The organism is Caballeronia grimmiae (assembly GCF_022879615.1).
Lineage (GTDB): Bacteria > Pseudomonadota > Gammaproteobacteria > Burkholderiales > Burkholderiaceae > Caballeronia > Caballeronia grimmiae.
In genome coordinates, this window is record NZ_CP084272.1 from 441588 (window position 1) to 468172 (window position 26585).

Annotated in this window: 25 protein-coding genes and 1 pseudogene; 10 read left to right on the plus strand and 16 right to left on the minus strand. The window is 64.4% G+C overall.

Annotated elements, in window-relative coordinates:
* Window positions 1-17: 17 nt before the first annotated feature.
* Complete coding sequence (locus tag LDZ21_RS15655; protein ID WP_244795721.1) at window positions 18-1847, minus strand: RodZ family helix-turn-helix domain-containing protein; 1830 nt, start codon at window positions 1845-1847, stop codon at window positions 18-20.
* Between LDZ21_RS15655 and LDZ21_RS15660 the strand changes: the two genes are divergently transcribed.
* The gene (locus LDZ21_RS15660; RefSeq protein ID WP_244795722.1) at window positions 1846-2043 is read left to right on the plus strand and encodes a hypothetical protein; all 198 of its coding nucleotides are present in this window, start codon (window positions 1846-1848) and stop codon (window positions 2041-2043) included. The two genes, LDZ21_RS15655 and LDZ21_RS15660, sit on opposite strands and share 2 nt — an antisense overlap.
* A gap of 550 nt (window positions 2044-2593) precedes the next feature.
* Here the strand turns inward: LDZ21_RS15660 and LDZ21_RS15665 are convergent.
* Entirely contained in the window at window positions 2594-4177 is a 1584-nt protein-coding gene (locus tag LDZ21_RS15665; protein ID WP_244795723.1) for an aldehyde dehydrogenase (NADP(+)), read from the minus strand.
* Between the two features lie 154 nt (window positions 4178-4331).
* Here LDZ21_RS15665 and LDZ21_RS15670 point away from each other — a divergent pair, with 154 nt between their 5' ends.
* Window positions 4332-5267 (plus strand): LysR family transcriptional regulator, encoded by a 936-nt coding sequence (locus LDZ21_RS15670; RefSeq protein ID WP_244795872.1) that lies wholly within the window; start codon window positions 4332-4334, stop codon window positions 5265-5267.
* Between the two features lie 6 nt (window positions 5268-5273).
* Here LDZ21_RS15670 and tam read toward each other — a convergent pair whose 3' ends face one another.
* Window positions 5274-6050, minus strand: coding sequence for a trans-aconitate 2-methyltransferase (gene tam, locus LDZ21_RS15675; RefSeq protein ID WP_244795724.1), 777 nt, complete (start codon window positions 6048-6050; stop codon window positions 5274-5276).
* Between the two features lie 215 nt (window positions 6051-6265).
* Between tam and LDZ21_RS15680 the strand changes: the two genes are divergently transcribed.
* Window positions 6266-7495, plus strand: a complete 1230-nt coding sequence (locus LDZ21_RS15680; protein ID WP_244795725.1) for a sensor histidine kinase — start codon at window positions 6266-6268, stop codon at window positions 7493-7495.
* Window positions 7496-7572: 77 nt separating this feature from the next.
* On the opposite strand, the gene ahpF is transcribed toward LDZ21_RS15680, so the two are convergent.
* Both ahpF and ahpC read right to left on the minus strand, forming a co-directional pair.
* The gene (gene ahpF / locus LDZ21_RS15685; RefSeq protein ID WP_244795726.1) at window positions 7573-9147 is read right to left on the minus strand and encodes an alkyl hydroperoxide reductase subunit F; all 1575 of its coding nucleotides are present in this window, start codon (window positions 9145-9147) and stop codon (window positions 7573-7575) included.
* A gap of 145 nt (window positions 9148-9292) precedes the next feature.
* Window positions 9293-9856: an alkyl hydroperoxide reductase subunit C gene (ahpC, locus tag LDZ21_RS15690; RefSeq protein ID WP_035964812.1), complete on the minus strand. Its 564-nt coding sequence runs from the start codon at window positions 9854-9856 to the stop codon at window positions 9293-9295.
* A 172-nt stretch (window positions 9857-10028) separates the two neighbouring features.
* On the opposite strand from ahpC, the pseudogene LDZ21_RS15695 reads away from it, so the two are divergent.
* A pseudogene (locus tag LDZ21_RS15695) lies at window positions 10029-10739 on the plus strand (NADPH-dependent F420 reductase); the annotation flags it as partial.
* A 126-nt stretch (window positions 10740-10865) separates the two neighbouring features.
* The gene (gene ribA, locus LDZ21_RS15700; RefSeq protein ID WP_035964806.1) at window positions 10866-11534 is read left to right on the plus strand and encodes a GTP cyclohydrolase II; all 669 of its coding nucleotides are present in this window, start codon (window positions 10866-10868) and stop codon (window positions 11532-11534) included.
* A 3-nt stretch (window positions 11535-11537) separates the two neighbouring features.
* Here ribA and LDZ21_RS15705 read toward each other — a convergent pair whose 3' ends face one another.
* From LDZ21_RS15705 to LDZ21_RS15715, 3 genes are all read right to left on the minus strand, one after another.
* Complete coding sequence (locus LDZ21_RS15705; protein ID WP_244795727.1) at window positions 11538-12284, minus strand: 2OG-Fe(II) oxygenase; 747 nt, start codon at window positions 12282-12284, stop codon at window positions 11538-11540.
* An 82-nt stretch (window positions 12285-12366) separates the two neighbouring features.
* Window positions 12367-12882 (minus strand): hemerythrin domain-containing protein, encoded by a 516-nt coding sequence (locus LDZ21_RS15710; RefSeq protein WP_244795728.1) that lies wholly within the window; start codon window positions 12880-12882, stop codon window positions 12367-12369.
* 55 nt (window positions 12883-12937) lie between these two features.
* Window positions 12938-15247 carry an ATP-dependent DNA helicase gene (locus LDZ21_RS15715; RefSeq protein WP_244795729.1) on the minus strand — a complete coding sequence of 770 codons (2310 nt, stop codon included), beginning with the start codon at window positions 15245-15247 and terminating at the stop codon, window positions 12938-12940.
* 76 nt (window positions 15248-15323) lie between these two features.
* Between LDZ21_RS15715 and LDZ21_RS31165 the strand changes: the two genes are divergently transcribed.
* On the plus strand, window positions 15324-15452 hold the full coding sequence (locus LDZ21_RS31165) for a hypothetical protein (RefSeq protein ID WP_280519423.1): 129 nt from the start codon (window positions 15324-15326) through the stop codon (window positions 15450-15452).
* A gap of 53 nt (window positions 15453-15505) precedes the next feature.
* The gene (locus LDZ21_RS15720) at window positions 15506-15865 is read left to right on the plus strand and encodes a DOPA 4,5-dioxygenase family protein (protein WP_244795730.1); all 360 of its coding nucleotides are present in this window, start codon (window positions 15506-15508) and stop codon (window positions 15863-15865) included.
* A gap of 7 nt (window positions 15866-15872) precedes the next feature.
* On the opposite strand, the gene LDZ21_RS15725 is transcribed toward LDZ21_RS15720, so the two are convergent.
* Entirely contained in the window at window positions 15873-16478 is a 606-nt protein-coding gene (locus LDZ21_RS15725) for a phasin family protein (RefSeq protein ID WP_244795731.1), read from the minus strand.
* A 408-nt stretch (window positions 16479-16886) separates the two neighbouring features.
* Between LDZ21_RS15725 and LDZ21_RS15730 the strand changes: the two genes are divergently transcribed.
* Window positions 16887-17231 carry a helix-turn-helix domain-containing protein gene (locus tag LDZ21_RS15730; protein WP_244795732.1) on the plus strand — a complete coding sequence of 115 codons (345 nt, stop codon included), beginning with the start codon at window positions 16887-16889 and terminating at the stop codon, window positions 17229-17231.
* 45 nt (window positions 17232-17276) lie between these two features.
* On the opposite strand, the gene LDZ21_RS15735 is transcribed toward LDZ21_RS15730, so the two are convergent.
* Window positions 17277-18200 carry a DMT family transporter gene (locus LDZ21_RS15735; protein WP_244795733.1) on the minus strand — a complete coding sequence of 308 codons (924 nt, stop codon included), beginning with the start codon at window positions 18198-18200 and terminating at the stop codon, window positions 17277-17279.
* A 544-nt stretch (window positions 18201-18744) separates the two neighbouring features.
* Entirely contained in the window at window positions 18745-19269 is a 525-nt protein-coding gene (locus LDZ21_RS15740) for a hypothetical protein (protein ID WP_244795734.1), read from the minus strand.
* 179 nt (window positions 19270-19448) lie between these two features.
* Here LDZ21_RS15740 and LDZ21_RS15745 point away from each other — a divergent pair, with 179 nt between their 5' ends.
* Window positions 19449-19814, plus strand: coding sequence for a hypothetical protein (locus LDZ21_RS15745; RefSeq protein ID WP_244795735.1), 366 nt, complete (start codon window positions 19449-19451; stop codon window positions 19812-19814).
* 33 nt (window positions 19815-19847) lie between these two features.
* Here LDZ21_RS15745 and LDZ21_RS15750 read toward each other — a convergent pair whose 3' ends face one another.
* From LDZ21_RS15750 to LDZ21_RS15765, 4 genes are all read right to left on the minus strand, one after another.
* The gene (locus LDZ21_RS15750) at window positions 19848-20015 is read right to left on the minus strand and encodes a hypothetical protein (RefSeq protein WP_160174734.1); all 168 of its coding nucleotides are present in this window, start codon (window positions 20013-20015) and stop codon (window positions 19848-19850) included.
* Window positions 20016-20241: 226 nt separating this feature from the next.
* Window positions 20242-21279 (minus strand): S1C family serine protease, encoded by a 1038-nt coding sequence (locus LDZ21_RS15755; protein ID WP_244795736.1) that lies wholly within the window; start codon window positions 21277-21279, stop codon window positions 20242-20244.
* A 70-nt stretch (window positions 21280-21349) separates the two neighbouring features.
* Complete coding sequence (locus LDZ21_RS15760; RefSeq protein ID WP_244795737.1) at window positions 21350-22246, minus strand: ATP adenylyltransferase family protein; 897 nt, start codon at window positions 22244-22246, stop codon at window positions 21350-21352.
* A gap of 74 nt (window positions 22247-22320) precedes the next feature.
* Window positions 22321-22851, minus strand: a complete 531-nt coding sequence (locus LDZ21_RS15765) for an Lrp/AsnC family transcriptional regulator (protein ID WP_244795738.1) — start codon at window positions 22849-22851, stop codon at window positions 22321-22323.
* 138 nt (window positions 22852-22989) lie between these two features.
* On the opposite strand from LDZ21_RS15765, the gene mdeB reads away from it, so the two are divergent.
* Window positions 22990-25704 carry an alpha-ketoglutarate dehydrogenase gene (gene mdeB, locus LDZ21_RS15770; RefSeq protein WP_244795739.1) on the plus strand — a complete coding sequence of 905 codons (2715 nt, stop codon included), beginning with the start codon at window positions 22990-22992 and terminating at the stop codon, window positions 25702-25704.
* 171 nt (window positions 25705-25875) lie between these two features.
* On the opposite strand, the gene LDZ21_RS15775 is transcribed toward mdeB, so the two are convergent.
* A complete protein-coding gene (locus tag LDZ21_RS15775) occupies window positions 25876-26523 on the minus strand; it encodes a phosphoribosyltransferase (protein ID WP_244795740.1) in 648 nt (215 codons plus the stop codon).
* Window positions 26524-26585 lie beyond the last annotated feature (62 nt).

Consider the following 26585-nt stretch of genomic DNA (forward strand, 5'->3'; position numbering starts at 1 on the left):
CTGATTGCGCGGGCGGTCTAGCGCGCGGGTTTGGGCGCGGCGTCGGTGCTGCTCCAGCCGTATTGCTTGATCGCGCGTTCGACGTCGTCGCTCTTGTCGGCGTCGAAGCGCGCCGTCACGGTCGATGCGGCCGGCGTGCCCGCCGCCCGCACGCCGGTACTGGCGACGGGCGTGGTCGGTGCGAGCGTCGCGGCGACGGCGGTCTGCACGGTCGCGACGGGCCTGACGGCAGGCGCGGCGCTCGACGTCGCGGACAGCGGCGCGTGCGATACGGCGGGTTGCGCGAGGGCTTGCACCGCTGCCTGCGTCGTAGCCAGCGCCGATGCCTGCGTGGCAACGGGCGGCGCGGATGACTGCGCGCCGGCGGGCGTCGAGCGCTGTGCCGGCGCGGGCGCGGGCGCGGGCGCGGGCGCAGGCGATGGAGCGGGAGCCGGGCGCGGCGTCGGCGCGACATACATGCCGTTCGGCGCGGCGGGCGCGACGTACATGTCGGTGGGCGCGCTCGGGGCCACGTACATGCCGTTCTGCGCGCTCGGCGCGACATACAGGCCGTTGCCCGGCGCGGCTTGCGCCGGTGCGGGTCTGGCGGTTTCGACGGCCGTCACGGTCGATGTCGCGGCCGGTTTCGTCGGCGCGGCAGCCGTCGCAGCGGGCGCGGAGGCGAACGCGGGCGTCGGCGGAACGATGGTCGCGGCCACGACCGCATTGGTCGCCGCTTGCGCACGCGCGATCTTTTCCGCTCGCGACAAATACCCGGTCTCGGCGCGGGCTTCGTCGAGGGCGGCCTGGCGCGCGGCTGCCGCGGCGGCGGTTGCGCTCGTTGCGCGTTGTGTCGTGTGCCGTTCCGGGGCCGGTTTCGCTGCCGCGACGGCGGCGGACGGTGCCGGCGTTGCCGCAGCCGGCGTTGCCGGAGCAGCGGCCACCGCCGCCGATGCAACGTTTGCCGGAGCAGGCGCCGGAGCCGGCGCGACCGCCACCGCGCCCGTCGCGGCAGCGGGGTTCGCCGTGTTGTCAGGCGTGTTGGCAGCGCGTGCCTTGCCGCCCTGCGGGGATCCGGCGAGCCAGCCCGCATGGGTGATGACGCGTTCGAGCATCGCTTGCGATTCGGCGTTGCTGCCGTCGAGCGCGAGCGCCTCCGCCGCATTCTGCTGCACGCACGCCCACGCGGACGTCCGCTCGCACGCGCGAGCCAGTTGCAGCGCGGCGTCGCGTTGCAGTTCGCGGTTGGCCAGTTCCTCCTTGAGCGCATCGAACTCGGGGCGCGCCTGCTGCTGTGCGGGGAGTGCCTTCAGACGGGCGCGCGCCGCCGTGAGGTCGCGCCGGTCCAGCGCCATGCGCGCGGCGTACAGCGGATCGTCGGGAGCGATGACGCGCGCGCTGTCCTGCGCCGTCTGGACTTGCGGCTTCGGCGTGGCGGGAAGGGCGGACTCGGCGGGCGCATCGGTTGCGCCGCGGCCGAATGCGCCGAATTTCGGATCGATGGTGCCGGACGCGCTCAGTTCCGTCGTAGGCGCGGGCTGCTCATCCGATGCTTGCCGCACCAGGGCGATTGCGCCTGCCGCCACCGCCAGCGCGCACGCGCCCGCGATGACCGTCTTCCGGCGGTCCCAGTTGCCGGAGCCGGGCAGCCCGTCGGGGTCGTTGCTCGGGTCCGCGTAGGCGTTGCGCGCGGATTCCTCGGCGCGTTTCGCCCTGTGGTCGGCCGCCCGCTGAGCGATGCGCTCGCTCGCGCGCTTCGGGTCCCAGCGCCCGGCCCAGGCGGAATACGGTGCATCGTCGTCGCCGGTTTCGATCGGACCGGAAGCCGCCGCCGATGCCAGCGGCGTCGACGCCTGCTGCTCGAACATGTTCGCGCGCGGCCGTGCTTCCGCCGGGCCCCGTTTGTGGCCGAAAGCCGCGCTGCGGTCGGCGCCGCAGTTGGGGCAACTGTCGGCGCTTTTGCGCATCGTGCTGCCACAGCGCTGGCAGACGACGGAAAACATGGATGCGGGAAACGTCAAACGCGTGGTCATGCTAAAAGCCCTCGAAGGACATATGCAATAACGTGGCCTCGGCGCGGCCCCGCGCGTGACACGCGGGAGACGCCGCAGCAATCCTTCGTATTGTTTCCCCGTGCGAAAACTCGCTAACGGGAGCGACATCTGAATATGGTTCAACCGTTTGCGGACGTCAATTGCATTTCGCACCTAGATTCGGGCGTCTCGATGCGAGCGCCGGCGCATGGCGCGCCGGATCCGGATCGCGGCGCGTGGCTCCTTGTCCCGGTGCGAAAACGCCGGATCGCTGCGGGCGCGGCCCGTCGCTACGCTTCGTAAGCGCCGGGCGATGCGCGCAGCGCCACGCTTCAGTCTCACTGTTTGCGACATTTTGCGCGGGGCGGCGGTTTTGAGACGCCATTCTTTAGCCGATAACCGACAAGGCCGACGGGCCGCTCGATAACCCACTGATGCAAAAGCGCTTACCGCGTGGACCGGCTGGGGCTTGCCCGGCCGGCGGCGCGCAGGCGTGAATTCGTTAGGTTGACGAAATAATCGCCCCCGAGCCGAAAACAAAAAACGCCCCCGAAGGGGCGTCCTGCGAGACCGTGCTTCGGTCAGCTCGCGAGTTGCAGCTTGCCGTCGATACGGCGATTCAGCCCCAGCGGATTGTCGATCTTTAGCGCGTCGGGCAGCAGCGCTTCCGGCAGGTCCTGATAGCTCACCGGGCGCAGGAAGCGGTCGATCGCCAGGCTGCCGACCGACGTCGAACGGCCATCGGCCGTCGACGGATAAGGGCCGCCGTGGACCATCGCGTGACCGACTTCCACGCCGGTGCCGAAGCCGTTCACCAGAATGCGGCCGGTGCGGCGTTCCAGCGCCGGCAGGAAGCTGCGGGCATCGGCGTAATCGGCTTCATCAATATGCAGCGCGGACGTCAACTGGCCTTCCAGCGATTCGATCAGCTCGCGCATCGACGCGAGATCCGGGCAACGCACGACCAGCGACGACGCGCCGAAAATCTCTTCCTGCAGTTCGTGATTCTTGCGGAACGCATCCGCCGTCGTCACGAACAGCGCCGACTGGCCCTGATGGCCGCTCTTGGCTTCGAGGCCGCGCGCGGCGATCGTCACGTCGGCGTGCGAAGCGGCCTTGTCGATCGAGCTTTCGTAGGTCTTGTGGATGCCCGGCGTGAGCATCGTCTGCGCGCTGGTTTCCTTCAGCGCCGCCGATGCCGCTGCGATGAACGCGTCGAGGTCGGGACCGTCGACGGCCAGCACGAGGCCGGGATTCGTGCAGAACTGGCCCGCGCCCAGCACGAGCGAGTGCACGAACGCCTTGCCGATGGCTTCGCCACGGTTTTTCAGCGCGTTCGGGAACAGCACGACCGGGTTGATGCTGCTCATTTCCGCGTAGACCGGGATCGGTTCGGTGCGGGCCGCGGCGAGCTTCATCAGCGCCGTGCCGCCGCCGCGCGAACCGGTGAAGCCGGCCGCCTTGATGCGGTTGTCCTTGACCAGGCCCTGGCCGATATCGCGGCCGCTGTCGAACAGCAGCGAGAACGTGCCTTCCGGCAGGCCGCAATCCTTGACGGCCTTCTGCACCGCGCGGCCGACGAGTTCCGCCGTGCCGGGATGCGCCGAGTGCGCCTTCACGATGACCGGGCAACCCGCGGCCAGCGCCGATGCCGTATCGCCGCCGGCAACCGAGAACGCCAGCGGGAAGTTGCTCGCGCCGAACACGGCGACCGGGCCGAGGCCGATGTAGCGCAGGCGCAGATCGACGCGCGGCAGCGGCTTGCGCTCGGGCTGCGGCGGGTCGATGCGCACGCCGAGGTAATCGCCGTTGCGGACGACTTCAGCGAACATGCGCAACTGGCCGACCGTGCGGCCACGCTCGCCTTCGAGACGCGGACGGGGCAGGCCGCTTTCGATCATGCAGCGCTCGATCAGGTCGTCGCCGATATCGAGGATGTTCTGCGCGATCGCTTCCAGAAACTTGGCGCGTGCTTCCGGCGCGGTTTCGCGATACACGTCAAATGCGGACCAGGCGAGCGCGCATGCGCGGTCGAGGTCTTCGAGGGTCGCGCCGCCGAAAGCCGGTTCGATAGCCGCGCCCGTCGATGCGTTGATGGCCTTGATGGAGCCGTTCGCGCCATAGACGGATTGCTGGCCGATGAGCAGATTGCCTGTGAGTTGCATGATGTCTCGTCTCTCTCGTGAAATGGTTCGCCGACTCGTATGATGTGTGACGAGCAGGGCGCTGTTCCGACTATACGGCGCGAGGACGCCGCCTGTATAGTGAAACCTTTCCATCGCATGATCGCTTTTCGGAATCACCCCGCGGCGCCGCATGATGAAAAGTTCGCTCGATACTCTGATGTCCCGGCTGCGGATGAAGCAGCTTCAATTGCTGATCGCGCTCGACGAGCACAAGTCGCTGCACAAGGCGTCCAGCGCAATGGCGATGACCCAGTCCGCCGCGAGCAAGGCGCTCGCGGAACTCGAATCGATGCTCGAAGCGCCGCTTTTCGAGCGCGCAAAGAGCGGGCTGATTCCGAATCCGTTCGGCCGCTGCGTGATCCGCTATGCGCGCGTGCTCGCCGCCGACCTCAACGCGCTGTGCCAGGAAGTCGCGCAGATCCGCGCGGGCACGGGCGGGCGGCTGTCGGTCGGCACGATCATGGGCGCGGTGCCGGGCATCGTCGCGCCGATCGTGAACACGATGCACGCGAAGCATCCGGACCTCGCGATCGAGATCATCGAGGACACGAGCGCCAACATGCTCGTGATGCTGGACGATGGCCGTGTCGACCTCGTGATCGGGCGGGCGAGCGTGTCGGATCAGCCGTCGAAGTATCACTATCAGCCGCTTACGGACGAGCCGCTCAGCATCGTCGTCGGGCGAAGTCATGCGGAGCCGGGCGTGAAGGAGATCGGCTTCGCGGAGCTGGCGAATCATCGCTGGGTGACGTACCCCAGCTATCTGCCAATGAGCGCGCTGCTCGAGCGCGAACTCGACCTGGCCGGCCTGCCGATGCCCGCGAATCCCATCTCGACGGCGTCGCCGCTCGTCACCGTGACGTTGCTGCAGGAGAGTCCCGAACTGGTGTCGATTCTGCCCGCGAGCGTCGCGCGCGTGTTCGAGCGGCACGGCATGCTGCGCGTCTTGCCCGTGCGCATGAAATCGAAATCGCAGACGTACGGTGTCGTCACGCGAAAGGGCGGCGAGCTGTCGCCGGCGGCGCGGCAGTTCGTGCAGATGCTGCGTGAAACCGGCCGGCCGCAATGAGCGTTGTCACCGCGTCGCGACGATAAAGAGACGCGGAAACGGCAGCAGCACGGAACCGTCGTCCAGCACGGTGTAAGCGGAGGCCAGCGCGGAGCGGTAATGACTTAGAAAGTCCGCCTGTTCGCCCGCGTCGAGCTTCGCCAGGAAGGGCCGCAATGCGCTGCCCTTGAACCATTCGACGACCGCGTCGATACCGCCGTCGAGCGCGTGGTGATAAGTGGTTCGCCACACATCGACGCGCATGCAATGCGGCTTCAACAGCCGGTAATACCACTCAGCCGAAAAGCGCGCGGTGCGTTCAACACCCTGCAGCCGATCACGCCACCGCGCGTCCGACGCCACTTCGCGCATCAGAACGTGAGCGGGCTCGTCGAGGTTGTCGGGCATCTGGATGGCGAGCCGTCCGCCGGGCGCGAGTTTATCGACGAGGCGTGGCAGCAGCATGTCGTGGCCCGGCACCCACTGCAGCGACGCATTCGCGAGGATCAGATCGCACGGTCCGGCGTCGTCCCACGCAGCGATATCCGCAAGCTCGAAGGTGACGCGGGGCAGGCGTTTGCGCGCGGCGTCGATCATGTCCTGCGAATTGTCGATGCCGATGACGCTCGCCTCGGGCGCATACGCAATGAGCGCTTCAGTCGAATTGCCGGGACCGCAGCCGAGGTCGACCGCCGTCCGGATGGGCGCGCCTTGCGCACCGTTGAGAAGATCGCGCACCGGCCGCGTGCGTTCGGCTTCGAAGAGACTGTACTGCTTTGCTTGCCAGCCGGATGCTGTCGTCATGGGCTGCTCCTGCCATCGGGTCCGCGTAAAGAATAACGCCGCGATCAAGAAAAACAATGCCCGAACTGCATGGTCGGACATACGCCGCGCGCGATGTGTCGGCCTATACTGCCGTGGTGTTCGAAGCGGCATGCGGTCGAATCGACCTTTATTGCCGCATAACAGTTCAGCGTCATGCGCGCCGCCTCCGGCGCACAGCAATCGGAGCATCGCACATGAGCGACACCCCAGCCGGCGGCATGCGCGGTCTCGTGGCCGCGCTGCGCCACCGGCAAACCGAACTCACCGAACGATGGATGACTCTCGTGTTCGGCGATTCCGAAGTCGAACACGCGGACCAGCTCACGTACCGCCAGCTCGCGGATCATTTGCCGAGCATCTTCGATGAAATCTGCTCGGTGCTCGAGTCGCCCGGCGCGGTCGATAGCGCACGCTCGCTCGAAGCCGACGCGCGGCTGCATGGACAATGGCGCTTACAGCAGGGCTATCGCATCGACGAGCTGGTGCGCGAGCTCGACGCTTTCCGGCAGGTGTTGCTGTCGGCCATCGGCGAATATGCGGCGACTCACGACGACTTGTCCCGCATCGACGAGGAGCACGCGCGCCTCACGACCGACGAAGTCGTGAGCTTCGTCACGCTGACGTCGATCCGCGAAGCCGTGAGCGAGCGCGATCGCAAGATCGACGAATACACCGGCATGCTCGAGCACGCGAACCACGAACTGACGCTGCGCCAGAAGCTGATCAGCGAGCTATACGAAACCCGCATGCAGATCACACGGCGCGTCGCGCACGACCTCCGCAATTTCCTGAATGTTTTCTCGACGGCGCTGCAACTGGCCGCGCGCTCGCCGACCCGGCGCGATACGGCGCTCGCGCTTGCGAACCGCCAGATCGGGGACATGGCGACGCTCGTCGACGAAATGGTCGAATACTCGAAGGTGCTCAACGACGATTCCATCCTGACGGTCGAATCGGTCGATCTCATCGCCCTCTATGACGAGCTGATGCAGTCGTCGCGCGTGGCGGCAGAGGCAAAAGGGCTCACGCTTGTCGGGCATCTGGACGCGGGCCTGGGCGCGGTGGTGTCGAACCGGCTGAAGGTCAAGCAGGTCGCGCTGAACTTGCTGTCGAATGCGATCAAGTACACGACATCGGGCGAAATCGCACTGTCGATCAGCGTCGCGCCCGGCGATCGCTGGCGTTTGCGCGTCGCGGATACTGGCGTGGGGATCGGCGAGGCGGATCAGGAGCGGGTGTTCGAGGAATTCGAGCGCGCCGCCGCCGACGATATCCCCGGCGCGGGTCTCGGCCTCGCGATCGTCAAGGAACTGTCACGCGCGCTCGATGGCGAGTTGCGCTTCCAGTCGTCGAAAGGGTACGGCAGCGTGTTCGAAGTGACGTTTCCGCTCGTGCTGGAGCCGAAGCCTTCGAGCGCGCCGTGACTTGCGCGGCAAAGGAAAAGAAAAAGGCGAACGGATCGCTCCGTTCGCCTTTTTTATGACTGCGCTTCCGATGCTGCTTACGCCGCCACGGCTTCTTCCTCTTCGACCGATGCGCGGATCAGGTGATCGAACGCGCCCAGCGATGCCTTCGCGCCTTCGCCCACCGCGATCACGATCTGCTTGAACGGCACGGTCGTCACGTCGCCCGCGGCGAACACGCCCGGCACGGACGTCGCGCCCTTCGCATCGACGATGATCTCGCCGTGCTTCGACAACTCCACCGTACCCTTGAGCCATTCGGTGTTCGGCACGAGGCCGATCTGCACGAACACGCCTTCCAGTTCCACGCGATGGCTTTCGCCGTTCACGCGGTCGGTGTAGGTCAGACCGTTGACCTTCTTGCCGTCGCCGGTGATTTCCGTTGTCTGCGCGCTGGTGACGATGGTTACGTTCGCCAGGCTGCGCAGCTTCTTCTGCAATACGGCGTCGGCACGCAGTTCCGCGCCGAATTCGATCAGCGTCACCGCCGACACCACGCCCGCCAGATCGATCGCCGCTTCGACGCCCGAATTGCCGCCGCCGATCACCGCGACGCGCTTGCCCTTGAACAGCGGGCCGTCGCAGTGCGGGCAGTACGCCACGCCGCGGCCGCGATATTCGCGCTCGCCCGGCACGTTGATTTCACGCCAGCGCGCGCCGGTCGCGAGGATGATGGCCTTCGCCTTCAGCACCGCGCCGCTCGCCAGATGCACTTCGTTGATGCGGCCCGGCACCAGCTTTTCAGCGCGCTGCACGTCCATCACGTCGACGTCGTAGCTTTTCACGTGCTGCTCGAGCGCGGTCGCGAACTTCGGTCCTTCCGTTTCCTGCACGGAGATGAAGTTCTCGATCGCCATCGTGTCGAGCACCTGCCCGCCGAAGCGTTCCGCGACGACGCCGGTCGCGATGCCCTTGCGTGCCGAGTAGATCGCCGCAGCCGCACCAGCGGGGCCGCCGCCGACGATCAGCACGTCGAACACCGGCTTCTTTTCCAGTTCCTTCGCCGCGCGGGCCGCCGAACCGCTATCGAGCTTCGCGAGGATTTCCTTCACGCCGCTGCGGCCCTGGCCGAAGCTCTCGCCGTTCAGGAACATCGTCGGCACGGCCATGACCTGGCGTTCCTCGACTTCGTTCTGGAACAGTGCGCCGTCGATTGCGACGTGCTTGATGCGCGGATTGATGATCGCCATCACGTTCAGCGCCTGCACGACTTCCGGGCAGTTCTGGCACGACAGCGAAAAATACGTTTCGAACTGATAGTCGCCATCGAGATTGCGAATCTGCTCGATGGTCGCGTCGTCGAGCTTGATCGGGTGGCCGCCGGTTTGCAGCAGCGCCAGCACGAGCGACGTGAATTCGTGACCCATCGGGATGCCTGCGAACTGGATGCTCGCGGCCTTGCCCGGCTCGCCGATCGTGAACGACGGACGGCGCGCAGCGGCATCCCCTTTCTCGACGACGCTGATCCGCGGGGACAGCGAAGCGATTTCGTCGAGCAGGCTCTTGAGCTCATGCGACTTGTCGCTGTCGTCGAGGAAGGCGACGAGCTCGATCGGCCGGCTGACCTTTTCCAGATAGGCTTTCAACTGATTCTTGAGGTTGGCGTCCAGCATGGCGTTGTCCGTTCCGTGACGTTGTTCTTGGCGTTCTTGCGACACGCTCCGGCGCGGCGCAAGGCGCCGTACCGAAGGCGTAGGAGGCGAATCCGCCGCGAGTGGTGCGGCGGATTCGTGATGCGCTCGTTGTGAAAACCCAGACTTAGATCTTGCCGATGAGGTCGAGCGACGGCGTCAGCGTTTCAGCGCCCGGCGTCCACTTGGCGGGGCAGACTTCGCCCGGATGCGATGCGACGTATTGCGCAGCCTGCACCTTGCGCAGCAGTTCGCCAGCGTCACGGCCGATGCCGTTGTCGTGCACTTCGCACAGCTTGATCTCGCCTTCCGGGTTGATCACGAACGTGCCGCGCAGTGCCAGGCCTTCTTCTTCGATCAGCACGTCGAAGTTGCGCGAGATCGCGAGCGTCGGGTCGCCGATCATCGGATACTTGATCTTGGCGATGGTTTCCGACGTGTCGTGCCATGCCTTGTGCGTGAAGTGCGTATCCGTCGATACGCCGTAGATCTCGACGCCGAGCTTCTTGAATTCTTCGTAACGATCCGCCAGATCGCCCAGTTCGGTCGGGCAAACGAACGTGAAGTCAGCCGGGTAAAACACGAACACGGACCACTTGCCCTTCAGGCTTTCGTCGGTGACGGTCACGAAGTCGCCGTTATGGTAGGCGGTTGCTTTGAACGGCTTGACTTGACTGTTGATGATCGGCATTACCAGATTCCTCTTGGAGTGGTGTTGAAGAAGTGAGTGAAGTATGAACTAAAACTATCAATCCTTGAAAATGGATTGATTTTATCATTGTAATTGATCCAGGCTATGGCGTCGATTCGTCGCGTTTTCCCAGAGGCGGCACTGCGCTCGCGTAGCTAGGCAGGCGCTTAATTCACGGAGGGTTTTTATGAAAATCGGCATCATTGGAGCAGGCAACATCGGACAGGTTCTCGCTGAACGCTTCACGCAGTCCGGGCACGACGTCAGCATCGCGAACTCACGCGGGCCGGACTCGCTGCGCGACGTCGAGCGGACGACCGGCGCGGTCGCCGTCGAGGCACGCGAAGCGGTGAAGGGTGCCGAAGTTGTCGTCGTGACCATTCCGGAAGCGAAAGTGCCCGGCTTGCCAAAGGACCTGTTCGCGGGCGTGCCGGCGAACGTCGTGGTGATCGACACGGGCAACTACTATCCGCAGCAGCGCGACGGACGTATCGAGCCGATCGAGAAGGGCATGCCGGAAAGCCGCTGGGTCGAACAGCAGATCGGGCGTCCTGTCGTGAAGGCGTTCAACAACATCTACGCGGCGCATCTGCGGAAGAACGGCAAGCCGGCGGGCGCGGCGGGGCGCATCGCGCTGCCGGTCGCGGGCGACGATCATCGCGCGAAGAGCGTCGTGATGAAATTGATCAACGAAATCGGCTTCGATGCGGTCGATGCCGGCGAGATCGACGACTCCTGGCGTCAGCAGCCGGCCACGCCTGTCTATACCGCCGATCTCGACGCCGCCGCCCTCCGCGCGGCGCTGCAAAAGGCCGATCCGGTGCGCAAGCCCGAATGGCGCGCGACGGACAACAGTCCCGGCACTTTCGAGAACCCGGCGTGAATCGGGACCATCAGCGGGGCAACGGGTAAAGCGGACGCGCGCCGTGCGACAATCTGCAAACTTTCCCGATGGGCTTTACCATGACGTGCCGGGTCGCACCCGGCGTCATGGACTCGCTGATTCACTATGAAAACCGTTTCTCCAACGCTTGCCGTGCAGGACACTGATCACCGCTTCGGCGAATGCGCCGAATGCGCGGACGTTGAACTGGTCGCTACCGCCACCATTCCGACGCGTTATGGCACCTTCGGCTCGTATGTCTATCGCGTGAAGGAAACGGATGTCGAGCACATCGCGTTCGTGATGGGCGACGTGAGCAACGGCGACTCCGTGCTTACGCGCCTGCATTCCGAATGCGTGACCGGCGATGTGTTCGGCTCATATCGCTGCGATTGCGGCGAGCAACTCGATCTGGCGCTGCGCTATATCGCCGCTGAGAATCGCGGCATTCTGCTCTATCTGCGCGGGCATGAGGGGCGCGGCATCGGCCTCGCGAACAAGATTCGCGCTTATGCACTGCAGGAGCAGGGCCTCGATACCGTCGATGCGAACCTGCACCTCGGCCTGCCCGACGACGCCCGCGAATACGACTCAGCCGCCGCCATCCTGCGCGCGATGAACGTCCGGTCGGTGCGGCTGATGAGCAATAATCCGTCGAAGTTCGATACGCTGCTGCGCCATGACATTCCGGTCAGCGAGCGAGTGGCGCTCGCCATCCCGATGCGCGAGGAAAACGAACGCTACATCAAGACGAAGCAGACGCGCTTCGGGCATTACTTCGAAGAGAACGAGTAAGCGTCAGCGCGCGTCGTGGAAGATCACGCCGAGCATGTGCCGCCGGCCAGTGCGCAGGCGGCTGACGCCATGCCGCATGTTCACGCGATACACCCCGCGCGTGCCGTTCACGGGCCGCTGATGCACCGCGAAGAACACCGCGTCGCCTTGCGCCAGAGGCACCACTTCCACGCGGGACTGCATGCGCGGACGCTGCTCCGTCATCACGAATTCGCCGCCCGTGAACTCGCGTCGGGGCGCGGAAAGCAGAATGGCCATCTGAATCGGAAAAACGTGCTCGCCGTATAAGTCCTGGTGAAGGCAGTTGAAGTCGCCGGGGACGTATCGAAGAAGAAGCGGCGTCGGGCGCGTTTGTCCCGCGCGGTGGCATCGCTCGATGAAGGCCGCATGATGCTGCGGAAAGCGCACGTCGATGTGCATCGCTTTGTTCCAGCGATTCGCAATCGGCGCGAGATGCGCGTACGCCGCGCCGCGCACGTCGTCGATCAGCGCGGGTAGCGGATAAGAGAAGTACTTGTATTCACCGCGCCCGAAGCTATGCCGCTCCATCACGATGCGGCTGCGAAACAGGGCTTCGTCGTCGTACGAAGACGCGAGCGCCGCGCATTCCTCGCTGGACAACAGGCCCGGCGCAATGGCCGAGCCTTGCAAGCCGAGTTGCGTTTCGATATCCGTCCAGTCGAGCGCATCGACGCGTTCGACGATGTCCGCGCCCGCATCGTATGCGAGCGCGTTTCCAGTCACTTTCATGAATGCTCCGGCCGATGTGTGAGTCTCGCCGTCACTGTGCGGCAAAAGCGCGGCTCACACGCTCCGGATCTTGCGGTGTGATTCAGTGCGTCGTCGCGGTCGCGACTTCGGTGATGCGGTTCTGCAACTCGGTCTTGCGCGCCTCGATCTTCTCGCCCAGCTTGACGAGGTCGACCCCGGCCTTGCGGATTTCCTTGAAGAGCTCGGTTTCCTCTTCTTCGACGTGATGCGTGACGTTTTCCTTCAGCACGCGGAAAGTTGCATCGAAGCCTTCGTCGCCGGCGCGCAACTGCGTGAACTTCTCGATCAGCGTCTTCACGAGAAAGTGCTCGACGTACGCTTCTTCGACATCGATCTTCTCGTCGTCCTTGCCGAACGCCTCGCGGGCGGCGGGGTAGAGCAGTTCCTCTTCGACGATCGCATGAATCGTCAGCAGTTCGCACGCGCGCTGCACGAGCGTCGACTTGCGTTCAAGATCGTCTTTCGGCGCACGGTCGAACGCCTCGAAAAGCTGTTCGACGGCGCGATGATCGGCGGTGAGGATTTCGAGCGCGTCGCCCGCTTCCGGTTGCCGCAGCGGTTGATCGGTGGTGGACATGGCTTCTCCTTATGTGTGGCCTGGGCTTCTCGCGCGGCAGGCTTTTGGGGTGCCTTTATCCAGCAAGGAGAGTGCCCGCCGCCTCGCGCTCGCGAACGATGTTCACGTTCCACCAGGCGGGCAAGAGCCGCCGCACTTCGGCGTGGGCGAAGCGATCGTCGATCAGGAACAGGACACCGCGATCTTGCGGCCCGCGAATGACGCGCCCGGCCGCCTGCACCACCTTCTGCAAGCCTGGAAACAGATACGTGTACGCATAGCCTTCACCGAAGGCATCGTGCATGCGCGCTTTCATGTGTTCGTTGACGGGGTTCAGTTGCGGCAGCCCGAGCGTCGCGACGAACGCGCCTATCAGCCGCGTGCCCGGCAGATCGATCGCCTCGCCGAACGCACCGCCCAGCACCGCGAAGCCAATGCCGCGCCCATCCGGCTCGAAGCGCGCGAGAAACGCCTGTTGCGCGGCCTCGCTCATCGCGCGGGACTGCTGCCAGCAGGGTATCGACGGATGCCGCTCCGCCACCGCCGACGCGACTTGCGTCAGATAGTCGAAGCTGCTGAAAAAGCTCAAATAGTTGCCCGGCGCGCGCGCGTACTGCCCGGCGATCAGATCGGCGATGCGGTCCACGGAGCGCTCGCGATCCCGAAAACGCGTCGATACGTTCGAGATCGCGCGCACGTCGAGCTGGTCCGCGGTGAAAGGCGAATCGACGTCGATGCGCACGTTCGTCGCGGGCAGGCCGAGCATGTCGGCGTAAAAGTGCGCGGGCGTGAGCGTCGCGGAGAACAGCGCGACGCTGTGGGCGCGCGCAAAGCGTGGCGCGAGATGCGGCGCGGGAATCACGTTGCGCAGGCAGAACACGGCGTGGCGTTTGCCAGAAAGCGCGATATCGAACAGCGAATGCGAGCCGAACCGCTCCGCGATGCGCGTGAACTGCACGGCGTCGAAATAAAAGCGCAGGACATCGGGCGTGAAGACGTCCGGCTGCTCGGCGAGCGTTTCGGTCATCGCCGATACCGCCTGGCCCAGCGCCTTCAGGAGTTTGGCGGGCGGCGCGTCGTGCGCCGCGTATTCGATGCCCGCCGCGCTCTGCTCGCGGCTCGTGTCGCTGAAAGCACGCGCCACGCGAGCCAGCGTGCGCTTGAACGCCGGCGGCGCGGTGCGGCGCATGGCGTTGAACGTGGCCTGATCGAGCGTCGCGGAATACATGCCGCGCGCGCGATCGACGAGGTTATGCGCTTCGTCGACGAGCACGGCCACGCGCCAGCGATTCGCCACCGCCAGCGCAAAGAGCATCGCGCTCGTATCGAAGTAATAGTTGTAGTCGCCGACGATCACGTCGCCCCAACGCGACAATTCCTGGCTCAGATAGTACGGACAGACGGCGTGCTCCCGCGCCACTTCCGCAATCGACGCGCGATGCAGTTGCGCACGTTCGAGCGCAGCGCTGCGCGCGGCCGGCAGGCGATCGTAGAAGCCGCGTGCAAGCGGGCACGAATCGCCGTGACATGAGCGGTCCGGATACTCGCACGCCTTGTCGCGCGCCACCAGTTCGATGACCCGCAGCGGCCGCTGCGTGGACGCGCCGAGTGTCGTCAGCGCATCGAGTGCGAGCTGGCGGCCTGCACTTTTCGCGGTGAGGAAGAAGATCTTGTCGAGCTGCTGCGCGGGCCACGCCTTCAGCAGCGGAAAGAGCGTGCCGACCGTCTTGCCGATGCCCGTCGGCGCTTCAGCGACAAGGCATCGCCCAGACATGGCCGCGCGATACACGCCTTCGGCAAGCGCGCGCTGTCGGGGGCGAAACGTGGCGTGCGGGAAAGCAAGTGCCGTGAGCGAGGCATCGCGCGCCGTCCGGTGTTGCACTTCCTGCTCCGCCCACGCAATGAACCGCTCGCATTGCGCATCGAAATGTTCCTTCAGGGCGAGCGCCGATTGCGTCTCGACGAGGACGGTTTCCGTCTGCGCGACGATGTCGAAATAAACAAGCGCGATGTCGATGGATTCCAGCGCGAGCTTGCGGCACATCAGGTGCCCGTAGACGCGCGCCTGCGCCCAATGCAGATGCCGATGGTTCTGCGGCATCGACTCCAGCTTCCCGCGATGCGTTTTGATCTCTTCGAGCCGGTTCGATGCGGGATCGTAGCCGTCAGCCCGGCCGCGCACGCGCAGCGGGCCGTAGTCTTCCGACAGCGTGATTTCCTTCTGATAGCCGTCGGGCCTGCGCCCAGTCACGGTCAGGTGACCGGCGACGCCTTCCTGTGCGGTCGGCGTGGGCGTGAAACGAAGGTCGAGATCGCCTTGCTTCGCGGTGAATTCGCACAGCGCGCGCACGGCGACAGTGTAGGCGGGCTCTGGAACTGTACACATGTACAGTAGTCTAGCATGCGGAATATTGCGCTCCGGCGACGCGTTTATTGAACGTCGCTAACTTCTGGAGACGGACATGAAGCTCGCAATCATCGTCGCGGCAGTCGTCGCGCTGCTTGGTGGAACGCTCGCCGGGTGTCAGACGGAGGGCGGTGGCGCGTCGTCGAGCCGGTCGTCGTCCGGTAGCGGCGGCGGGGCGTATTAGCGGCGTTTCGCTAGAATGGTCGCTGTCTCGATCACGCGCGAACGGATGAAACGATGGAAACGCCCACGATAAGCAGTTGGCACGCGCACGTTTATTTCGACGCCGCCAGCCGCGACGCCGCGTGGCAACTCAGGGAACTGATCGCGGAGCGGTTCGCGAGCGACGTGCAAAGCGGTGTGTTGCGGCTCGGGCGCTTTCACGAACGGCCTGTCGGGCCGCATCCGCAATGGTCGTTTCAGTTGGCGTTCGGGAGCGAGCGGCTCGCTTCGATGCTCGAATGGCTGGCCGTCAATCACGGCGCGCTCGATATTTTCATGCATCCGAATACCGGCGATGACTTGCGCGATCATCGCGACTCGGCCGTGTGGATAGGCCGCTCGCACGAACTCGTGCTGACGGCCTTTCAACGGTAACGCGTTCTCACTTCTTTGCGCTCGCAGCCTTCGTCGATACCGCGCGAACGGCGGGCGGCGTCGCTGCACTGGCGGTGCTGGCGGCGTTAGCTGCGCTGGCTGCATCGTCCTGTGCGGCTTCGACGACCTGGCGCGCAGCGGCGCGAGCGGCTTCATACGCCGAGTTCGCGGACTGCGTGGCCGTATCGATGACCTGCTTCCACGCCGACACGACCGCGTTGCTGCCCGGCGCACCGTTCGCGATGCTGTCGACAAACGCCTGAACGTTGCGTTGCGATTTCCCGATCTGATCCTGCGCGGCCTCCAGATAGACACCGCGCACGCCCGTCGCAACGTCGGCAACCTGCTGCCAGTACGCTTGCGTACTCTCGGCGTTCGCCTGGAATCGCGCGTTCTGAAGCGCGAAGAATTCTTTCGGATCGCGGACGGAGAAAGCCTTCGTCACGTATTCCTGATGTTCCGCGAGTGCTGTCCTGAAGGTGCGCACATTCAAATCGATGAGCTTTTCAAAGCCTTCGACCGCGCGCGATGCAAGACCGAAACTGACGTTCAATCCTGCCTTCTGCGATGCAAGTAGATTCTCCGGCGCAAGACTGCTCGTGCTCGATTCCATTGAAATGCCTCTCTAAGAAAATCGGTGAATTTTGCGGTGCAGCGAGGAATCGATTTTTAGAGAAAGTCACACGCGTGTCAATTGCCATTTCTAATGCTTTATTTTGGCGGCGGCATTGCTCTGTTTAATCTGGGTTCAACGGCAGTAAACGGGACACGACGCAACCGTGCGTCCTGCTTATGAATCCGCCGACCGAGGCACGGCGCGTACGAACGTTCGATAAGTCCTTGACAATAAAGCGTTTTACGTTTGCGGCGGGTAAACACTTAGAGCGGCGGGCATGAGATCCGGTCTATCCCCACTTGACGGTATGCCTCCTATCTTGAAAAATCTCGCACTGCAATAAGCGCATGATTCAACGAGAGAACAGGGCTGTCATTCGTTCGTCACTGTTATTTTGTACGATTCATGGAGCAGATCGAGCCGGCGCTGAACGGCCAAATAGATAAATCGAGAGAGTTAAAACAGATGGGCCGACATACCTTCACCATTGGGCACCTTGAACGCAGTCACGACGATAATTCCTTGCGGCGCGCAATGGCCGCGCGCCTCGACCGGGCGATGCAGCGCGCGAACGTGAGTTCCGCCAAAGCCGCGAAATGGGTCGAAGTAAGCGAAGACGACGTGCAATTCTGGCGGCGCGGCATTACCGTCCCGCCGCTCCACGCTTTCAATCGCATCGCCAGGGCGCTCGATGTCGACGTGCACTGGCTCTGTACTGGCCAGGCTCAAGCGGCGCAAGCATCGCGCTGATTTGCTATCCGCGTGCTTCGGGGCGTGCGCAGCGCGCGGCAGCGTTCAAACCGTGACCGCCTTGCGGCCGTGCATCAGCACCGTCCCGATACCGCTCGCCGCGATCACGCACATGCCGATCGCCACCCAAAGGTCGGGCGCCTGTCCGAAGAGCAGCCAGCTAAAGCACGATGCAAAGGCGAGCTGCGCGTAGGAAAAGGGCGTCAGCACCGATAGCGGAGCGCGGCGCAACGCCTGCAGCATCAGCAACTGGCCGACGGTCGCCATCGTCGCCATGAACGCGACGAGCATCCAGCTTGCGGCAGTCACGCGCGCAATCTCTGGCAGCAGTTGTGCCTGATCCGCCCACACGGCCGCGCACAGCACGATCGTCGCGACGAGCGCGGTCAGAAAGTTCGTCGTGGCGGCGTCATCGACGCGCGACAGATGGCTCGACACTACCTGGAAGCACGCGAACGAGGTCGCCGAGGCGATCGGAAAAATCACGGTCCACGTGAATCCGCTGCCGCCCGGCCGCACCACCATCAACATGCCGATGAAGCCAATCACGACCATCGCCCACTTGCTGCGCGGCACGTGGTCCTTCAGCACGAGCGCGGCGAGCAGCGTGGAAATGAGCGGCGCGAGCATCGCAAGCGATGTGGTCACGGGAAGCGGCAAATAACGGAGCGCGGCGAAGGTGCAGGCGGAGTTCGTGAGCAGCAGGAGCGCGCGGACAATTTGCAATTTCGCATTGTCGGTGCGAAAGAGGCTGAACGAGCCGCGCCGCGCTTGCCAGACGCCGAGCACGATCATCTGGAAGAGGTAGCGCACCCACAGCAGTGCGACGAGCGGGACAGCGGCGCCGATCAGCTTGACGGTCGAATCGCTGGCGGCGAAGGTGGCGGTCGTCAGGACCATGATCGCGATGCCGGCGCCGGTGTTGTCGGTATCGATCCGAAATCGCGCTTTGCCTTCCAGGGTTGCCATCGACTGTCCGCCCGTCCGCTGCCATGAATGAAGAACGGCTTTAATTAAGCCGTTGCTTCCATTCTGCGGACATCGAACGCGGCTGGCAAGGCGGCAGTAAAGTACTTTTCGCGCTGTTGTGCGAGCGTCACGATGGTGAAATTAACTAGACGGTTCGTTCACGCGGGTGCATGAGGAGGTCGAAGAAGAGGCGCGATCATCGAGAAAAAACGTGAACGCTGCATCCGATCATGCGCGATTCGGGCTTTGTCTTCCGCCGTTTGCCGCCTACACTTAAAGTAGTTTCTCAACGCTTCATCAGGAGACGGCGATGCGAACGAGACCACGCGAAGTCGTCCGTATGCTGGCAATGTTTCGGAGATCGGCGCAATGCCGGGCCTTGCGGGCTGCGTCGGCGCAAGAGGCGATGCGCCTTGCGAGAGAAGAGGCCGACGAAGCGTCCGCAGCGGCGGATAGCGAAGCCGATTCCGCCGCAGACCCCGATACCGCGTGCAACGAACGAGCGCAGCGGCGCATGCATTGAAGCCAAGCGCCGCGCTGCGGCTTACGCGCGCGCCGCGCTCCTGTACGGCGAGAATCGCCAATGGCCTGCGGCATCTTTCACGGCGACTGCGCCATGTTCATGCAGCATGTCGCCGATCGGGCCCGGTTTGATATGCTCGGTGATCCTGATGACCAGCAGCGTGCGCTGCCGGACGGCATCGTCGTTTTCCGTGGGACCCGGCGGCCGTGGCGGCTTCGGGTCGCGGGAAACGAAACGGTTGTGCGCCCCGATTACCCCTTGATGTTCGCCATGTGCGATGTATTCCGCCTCGTCCTCTTCGTGCGAGGGCAGCGGAAAGGCGTCGAAATCGACATCGTTCGGCCCGGCGCGGTACAGATGCGCGTCGTCGCGTGAAAGTCCGGCATGTTGCAACGCGCGCAGCGCCTCGTGTCCGTCGCGATAGGACGCAAATACGCCCACGATCACCTGATTGGTCGCCTGATTCATCGTCGTCTCCGTCCGCGTGTATGCGCGTATCGTCGATGCGAGCGTCGCTTCCTTGATCGAACGACGCGACGCTCGCATGAGTGCGCGGTGTAGGAATCATCAGAAGAGACAGCAACGTGCGTTCCCGCACGTACGCCCGGCGCGGCACGTTTTCGAAGTTTGTCCGGGTTGCGACCCTATCGGCAATCGCCTAAAGTGGGTGGGCGTCTTTTCAGGCCACAGCGCGTCGACTCGAATGCGCTTTCTACGAGGCTCGCATGACAGCGAAAGCGTGTGCGTGGGTGTGTCTGCTCATTATGGCAGCGGCGAGCTCTGCATGGGCGGCGCCCTGCTTCAGCGACGGCGACATCGTGATGCTCGAAGGCAAGGTCACGCGCCAGGCTGCGCGTCAGGCCGACGCCGCCACGAACCGCGCATGGATTCTGGCGCTTTCGAGCCCTCTTTGCATTGCGAGCGCGGGGACGCAGTCGAATGTATCCACGGTGCAGATCGTCGATGCCGAGCTGCCCGAAGACGCACGCGTGCAACTCACCGGCAAGCTCGTGACCGGCAACGTAAGTGCGTACTACGCCGTGTCCACGGCGATCTGGGTGCTCAAGCAGCGGATCCTGTCGGAGCGCTGAACCGACGTCAGCTCAGTGGTACTCAGTCTGCAATCAGGCTGCCTTCGCTTGCGAACGGCAATATTGGGCGACGACCCATTGCAGCGGCTGTTCGTCGAACTTGCGCTCTTCGGCGAATCGCATGATGGCGTCGAGTTGCTGGCCGCTGCAGCGGAACGCCTGACGGCGCGGCATCGAAAGTTTGGTCTTGTGCTTGGTCATGGCAATCCCTTTTGCTTGGTTCTCTATGGACCTTGGGACCTTCCCCGGAGGGCAGGCCGGTCGAACGGTGACCCGCTCGTGCGCCTGCTGCTCCTTTATTAAGCCGGATAGTCGCTGTTTCGACCGGCTGTTAGCGCACATAGTCACCAGACAATCGTCTTAGCGCAAACCGTGGGCCTGACAGGTTCGCGCTGGCCTGAGTGCTTCGTGATGCCGACGAAAAACGTCAGCCGGTCTGTTCGACCGGCGTCACTTCGATGTCCTGTTTCTGCGACCCGCGCAGCACCGTGATCTTCACCGCACGATCGATTCGCGATGCATCCAGCGTGCGCTGCAAACCGTCGACGCTATCGATGACGACGTCATCCACCGCGACGATGCGATCGCCGGCGCGCAGGCCGCCCGACGCAGCCGGGCTTCCCTTGACGACTTCCATCACGTGCACCGCGCTTGCGGCCGGCAGCCCGAAGAAGCGCTGCACGCGCCGCGAAACGGGCGCAGTCGTGCCCGCGACGCCGATGTACGCGCGCCGCACGCGCCCGTGCGCGAAGATCTGCATGATCACCCACTTTGCAGTGTCGATCGCCGTGGCGAAGGAAATGGCCTGCGCGCCCGAGATGATCGCGGTGTTCACGCCGATGACCTGTCCCGCCGAGTTGATGAGCGGCCCGCCCGAGTTGCCAGGATTGAGCGCGGCATCGGTCTGGATCACGTCGTAGATCATCCGGCCGGAGTTCGATCGCAGCGAGCGTCCGAGCGCCGACACGACGCCCGTGGTCACCGTTTGCGCAAGCCCGAGCGGATTGCCGACGGCAATTGCGATCTGCCCGACGCGCAGGCTGTGCGAATCGCCCAGTGCGACGTGCGGCAGCGGCTCCGGCGAACCGATGCGCAGCACCGCGAGATCGCTGTCGGGATCGTCGCCGACGAGATCCGCATGGAAGCGCGCGCCGTCCGCCAGTGTCACGGTGATGCGCGTCGCGCCGTGGACGACGTGGCTATTGGTCAGCAAATAGCCGTCGGGCGTGAAAATGAAGCCCGAACCGGTGCCGCCGGCCGCGCGGCGAGCCCCGCGCGCATCGGCATATTCGCGTTCCACTGAAATGAAGACGACGGCTTGCTGCACGCGCTCGAGCGCGCCGATCACGGTGCGCGAATAGGCATCGAGCAAAGGGGCGTCGTCGAGCGGCTGGAGCGGCTGTGAGGACGCGGCGTCTTGCGAGCCGCGCGCAAGATCGTCGATGAATCGAGGACGGCTTCCCATCTCGGACTCCGAATGTATGAGAGCCGACATGCGGGCCGCCGCACGGCTTTTCAAGGCCGGTTCGGCGCTCTCAGGCCGGGCGCGATGCCCGCGCGAGGAGGCGCATCGGCCCGAGCGTTTCGACGATGCGGCGCTGTGCATCGTCACGCACGAAAAGCGATCCTGCGAAGCCGAGCGCGTTCACCGCGACGCCATCGACATCGGCGGCGGTGCGCGCAACGGCGAGCATCCATCGGCGTGTGACGAGCAGGTTGTAGGGCGCCGATTGATGCGCCGCCCCGAGCACATCGAACGGTTCGATACCGATCGCGTCCAGCAGCCGGCGATACGTCTGGAATGCGTCGGCCGCTTCGACCGACGTGGCATCGCCGAGCCACGCGGCCGCATGCGCAAACGGCAATTGCGGCACTCGATACGGCGCGGTATCGCGAGCGGCTTCGACGAGCGGTTCGATCGGCACCGGATGACCGTCGAGCGGCAGCGGCACGATCTGCAGATGCTTGTGCGGCTGGCTCGATCCGGCGACGGCGCCGCCGTTGTAAAAGCCGAGGCCGTCGAATTCGCGCAGGCACGCGAGGAGCGCCGCGAAGTCGCCGGCGTCGAGCAGCGCGGCTTGCGGCTCGAACTCCGTCGTCACGATCAGCAGGTGATGCGCGAGCACGTTGAACTTGTTGAGCAGGAGAAAGTGCCGCTCGCCGATATCGCCGACGCGCAGCGCCTCCTCGCACGGAGAGAACGGATCGCGCCATTCGCTGGCCGCATCGGCCGCCGTCTTGGCCGCCAGCTTCGCGGCTTCTTCCTTGCGGGCGAGATTCGCCGCCTGACGCACGAGAAAGCGCACGCCTCGATCGTCGATGACATGCGGGACAGTATCGAAGGGACGCAGTGCGCCGCAGGCGAGCGCGCGTTCTGTCTGCTGAAGGATATTGCGCCACGATGGCGCGCGAAGCGGGGCGCGTTCGGTCATTGGCGTTTGCGGGAGTGACGGAGCGTCTATTCTGCGCGATTCGATCGTCCGCCGCGCCGAGCGTTCATAGCGCATCACGTCCAGTCGTCTTCATCGTGCTTGGGCTCCGGCAGCGTCAATCCTGACGCGGGCAGCGGCAACGCGGTCTTGTATCGCACCTGCTTGAGCGCAAAACTGAAGCGGATGTTCGACACGCCCGGCATCTTCGTCAGCCGTTCGAGAATGAAGCGTTCCAGCGCCGCCACGTCCGGCAGAACGACGCGCAGCAGATAATCGGCGTCGCCCGTCATCAGATAGCACTCCATGACCTCCGGGCGCTCGCTGATGGCCTGTTCGAAGCGGGCGAGCGCGTCCTTGACCTGCTTTTCCAGGCTTACCTGAATGAACACGTTGATGCTCAAGCCGAGCGCCTCGGGACTCAGCAGCGTCACGTGCTGCCTGAACAGCCCCGCCTTTTCGAGCGCCCGCACCCGATTGAAGCACGGCGTCGGCGACAGGTTCACGGCGCGCGCCAGTTCAGAGTTCGTGATGCGCGCGTTCTGCTGCAACTGGTTCAGTATGCCGATATCGATGCGATCGAGGCGTTGCTTCGGTTGCACGCTCATAGTGTGATGATTCCGGTTTTTGGCGGTTTCAAAGAATGAACACACTATCGCAAAGCGGCGCCGCAGCCAAATGAGACGCAAATTCTGCCGGGAACTGGATATGCTTGAAAGGATTCAGCCCTTACCCGGAGTCGCGCCATGACGGACTTGTCGAGCGGAACCAGCCAGCTTCTTTCTCTTGCGCGAGGCCGTGAAGACACGGACCCCGCCGAAACCGCGGAATGGCTGGAAGCGCTCGATGCGGTCGTCGCGCATGTTGACAAGGAGCGCGCGCAATATCTCTTCGACAGGCTCGCGGAGCATGCGCTGTCGGTCGGCGTCGAATCGGCGCGGGCGCGTGCGACTCCATACACGAACACGATAGGCGTCAGTGAGCAGCCGCCGTATCCCGGCAATCTCGATATCGAAGAGAAACTCGCGGCTGTCCTGCGCTGGAACGCACTGGCGATGGTCGTGCGCGCCAACAGAGCGTATGGCGAGCTTGGCGGCCATATCGCGAGCTACGCGTCGGCGGCCGATCTCTTCGAAGTCGGTTTCAATCATTTCTTCCGCGCCGCCGGCGATGAACGCGGCGGCGATCTCGTTTATTTCCAACCGCACTCGTCGCCGGGCGTGTATGCCCGCGCGTTCCTCGAAGGCTTTCTCGACGAAGACCACTTGCGCCACTATCGCCGCGAGATCGCGGGGCCGGGGTTGTGCTCGTATCCGCATCCGTGGCTGATGCCCGACTTCTGGCAGTTCCCGACCGGCTCGATGGGCATCGGTCCGATCAACTCCATCTATCAAGCGCGCTTCATGCGTTATCTGCAGAATCGCGGCTTGAAGCAGACTGAAGGACGCAAGGTGTGGGGCTTCTTCGGCGACGGCGAGATGGACGAGCCGGAATCGATTGGCGCGCTGTCTCTGGCGTCGCGGGAGCAGCTCGATAATCTGGTGTTCGTGATCAACTGCAACTTGCAGCGGCTCGATGGCCCGGTGCGCAGCAATGGCCGTATCGTCGATGAACTCGAAGCGCAGTTCACCGGCGCGGGCTGGAACGTCATCAAGGTGCTGTGGGGATCGGACTGGGACGCGCTCTTTGCGCGCGACCGCACCGGCGCATTGCTGCGCGCGTTCGCGCACACGGTCGACGGCCAGTTCCAGACCTTTTCCGCGAACGATGGCCGCTACAACCGCGAGCGCTTCTTCGGCCAGAATCCGGAACTGGCGGCGCTCGTCGCGCATATGTCGGATGAGGATATCGACCGTTTGCGGCGCGGCGGTCACGACGTGCGCAAGCTGCACGCGGCATATGCAAGGGCGCTGGCGCATCGGGGCCAGCCGACCGTGATCCTCGCCAAGACGATGAAAGGCTTCGGCATGGGCGCGGTCGGGCAGGGCCGCATGACGACGCATCAGCAAAAGAAGCTCGATCTCGATGACCTCAAGGCGTTCCGCGACCGCTTCCGCCTGCCGCTGTCGGATAGCGATGTGGAACAACTCAGGTTCTACAAGCCTGCCGACGATGCTCCGGAAATGCGCTATCTCCACGAGCGGCGTGCGGCGCTGGGCGGCTATCTGCCGCGCCGCCGTGCACGGGCCTCGCAACCGGTCGTGCCGCCCGCGCTCGACACGTGGGCTCAGTTCGCGATGGATACCGCCGGCAAGGAGATGTCGACGACGATGGCTTTCGTCCGCATGCTCGGCAGCCTGATGAAGGATGCGACGCTCGGATCGCGCGTCGTGCCGGTCGTCGCGGACGAGGCGCGTACGTTTGGCATGGCTAACCTTTTCAGGCAGGTCGGCATCTATTCGCCGCTCGGCCAGTTGTACGAGCCGGAGGACATGGGCTCGATGCTCTACTATCGCGAGGACACGCGCGGCCAGATTCTGGAGGAGGGCATCTCGGAAGCGGGCGCGATTTCATCGTGGATCGCGGCGGCGACGTCCTACAGCGTTCACGATCTGCCGATGCTGCCGTTCTACATCTACTACTCGATGTTCGGCTTCCAGCGCATCGGCGACCTGATTTTCGCGGCGGCGGATCAGCGTTCGCGCGGCTTCCTCATCGGCGCGACGGCGGGACGCACGACGCTCGGGGGCGAGGGCTTGCAGCATCAGGATGGCACGAGCCACCTGTCGGCATCGACGATACCCAACTGCCGCGCTTACGATCCCGCGTTCGCGTACGAGGTCGCGGCCATCGTCGATGAAGGCATGCAGGAGATGATGCAGCGCCAGCAGGACGTGTTTTATTACATCACCGTGGGCAACGAGAATTACGCGCAGCCGTCCGCGCCCGGCAAGACGCTCGACGCGGCCACGCGCGAAGGCATTCTGCGCGGCATTTATCGGATTGGCGACGCTGCTTCGGCGAACGGCGCGCAAGTGCAATTGCTCGGCTCCGGCGCGATTCTGAACGAGGCCATCGCCGCCCGCGCGATGCTGCAGGCGGACTGGAACATCAACGCCGCCGTGTGGAGCGTGACGAGCTACACGGAGTTGCATCGCGATGGCGCGGCGTGCGAGCGGCTTGCGCGTCTTTCGGATGCGGAAGACAAGCCTTACGTCGAGCGTGCGCTGGAAACATCGCGCGGACCGGTCATCGCCGCGACGGATTACGTGCGCGCGGTGCCCGAGCTGATCCGCGCTTACGTGCCGCGCCGTTATGTGACGCTCGGCACCGATGGCTTCGGCCGCAGCGATACGCGGCAATCATTGCGCGCGTTCTTCGAAGTGGACCGCGTGTCTATCGTGCTGGCGGCACTGAAGGCGCTGGTCGATGAGGGCGTGGTCGCGCCGTCGATACTCGGGGAGGCGCGGAAGAAGTATGGGCGGGAGGGAGCGGAAGGCGACGCTCCCTGGACGCGATAGCGTCCACGGCGGGCAACGGGCGGGCTTACGCGGCGCTGTTGTGCCTCCGCCAAGTAATCAGGGATACTTGGCAACGTTCAGGAGCCGGCGTGCTCCTCGGACTGCTGCTCATTGCGGATGACGGAATGACGTAGAACCATGCGGCGGCGCAACGCGACACCCCGTTAAGCACTAACCCCGCAAACCCAGCAACGTGCGGACTTCCTCATCGCTCGTCTGATCGAAGTCGAAATAAAACTGCCCGACCCCCAGGTACTGCTGCGGCCTTAGCACGCATACGAACTCATCGACGACATGCGCGACGCGCGCCTCCGAATCCAGCGGGGCGACCGGCACCGCCGCAACGATCAAAGCAGGCGGCGCGTCGCCGTTGCGCAACGACATGGCGGCGGCCTTCATGCTTGCGCCGGTCGCCATGCCGTCATCGACGATGATCGCAATCTTGCCCGACAGATTCAGCGGCGGCCGCGATCCGCGATAAAGCCGCTCGCGCCGTTCCAGTTCCGCGCGCTCGCTGGCAATGACGTCCTCGAGTGCGGAAGCGGACACGCCCGCATATTCGACGATGCGTTCATCGAGATAAAACGCGTCGCCGGAAGCGATCGCGCCCATCGCGAGTTCAGGCTGCCACGGTACGCCCAGCTTGCGCACGACGAGGACATCGAGCATGGCATCGAGCGCGCTCGCCACTTCGAACGCCACCGGCACGCCGCCGCGCGGCAGGCCGAGCACGACGACGTCGTCGCGGGCCGCATACGTCGAAAGAAGCGTGGCGAGTTCGCGGCCTGCGTGGCGTCTGTCGGTGAAAGTCGAGGTCATTTGATGTGTCCTCGGATGTGCTGGAACATGCGCCTGCACGTCCCTAAGCCCGCAAGCTACGC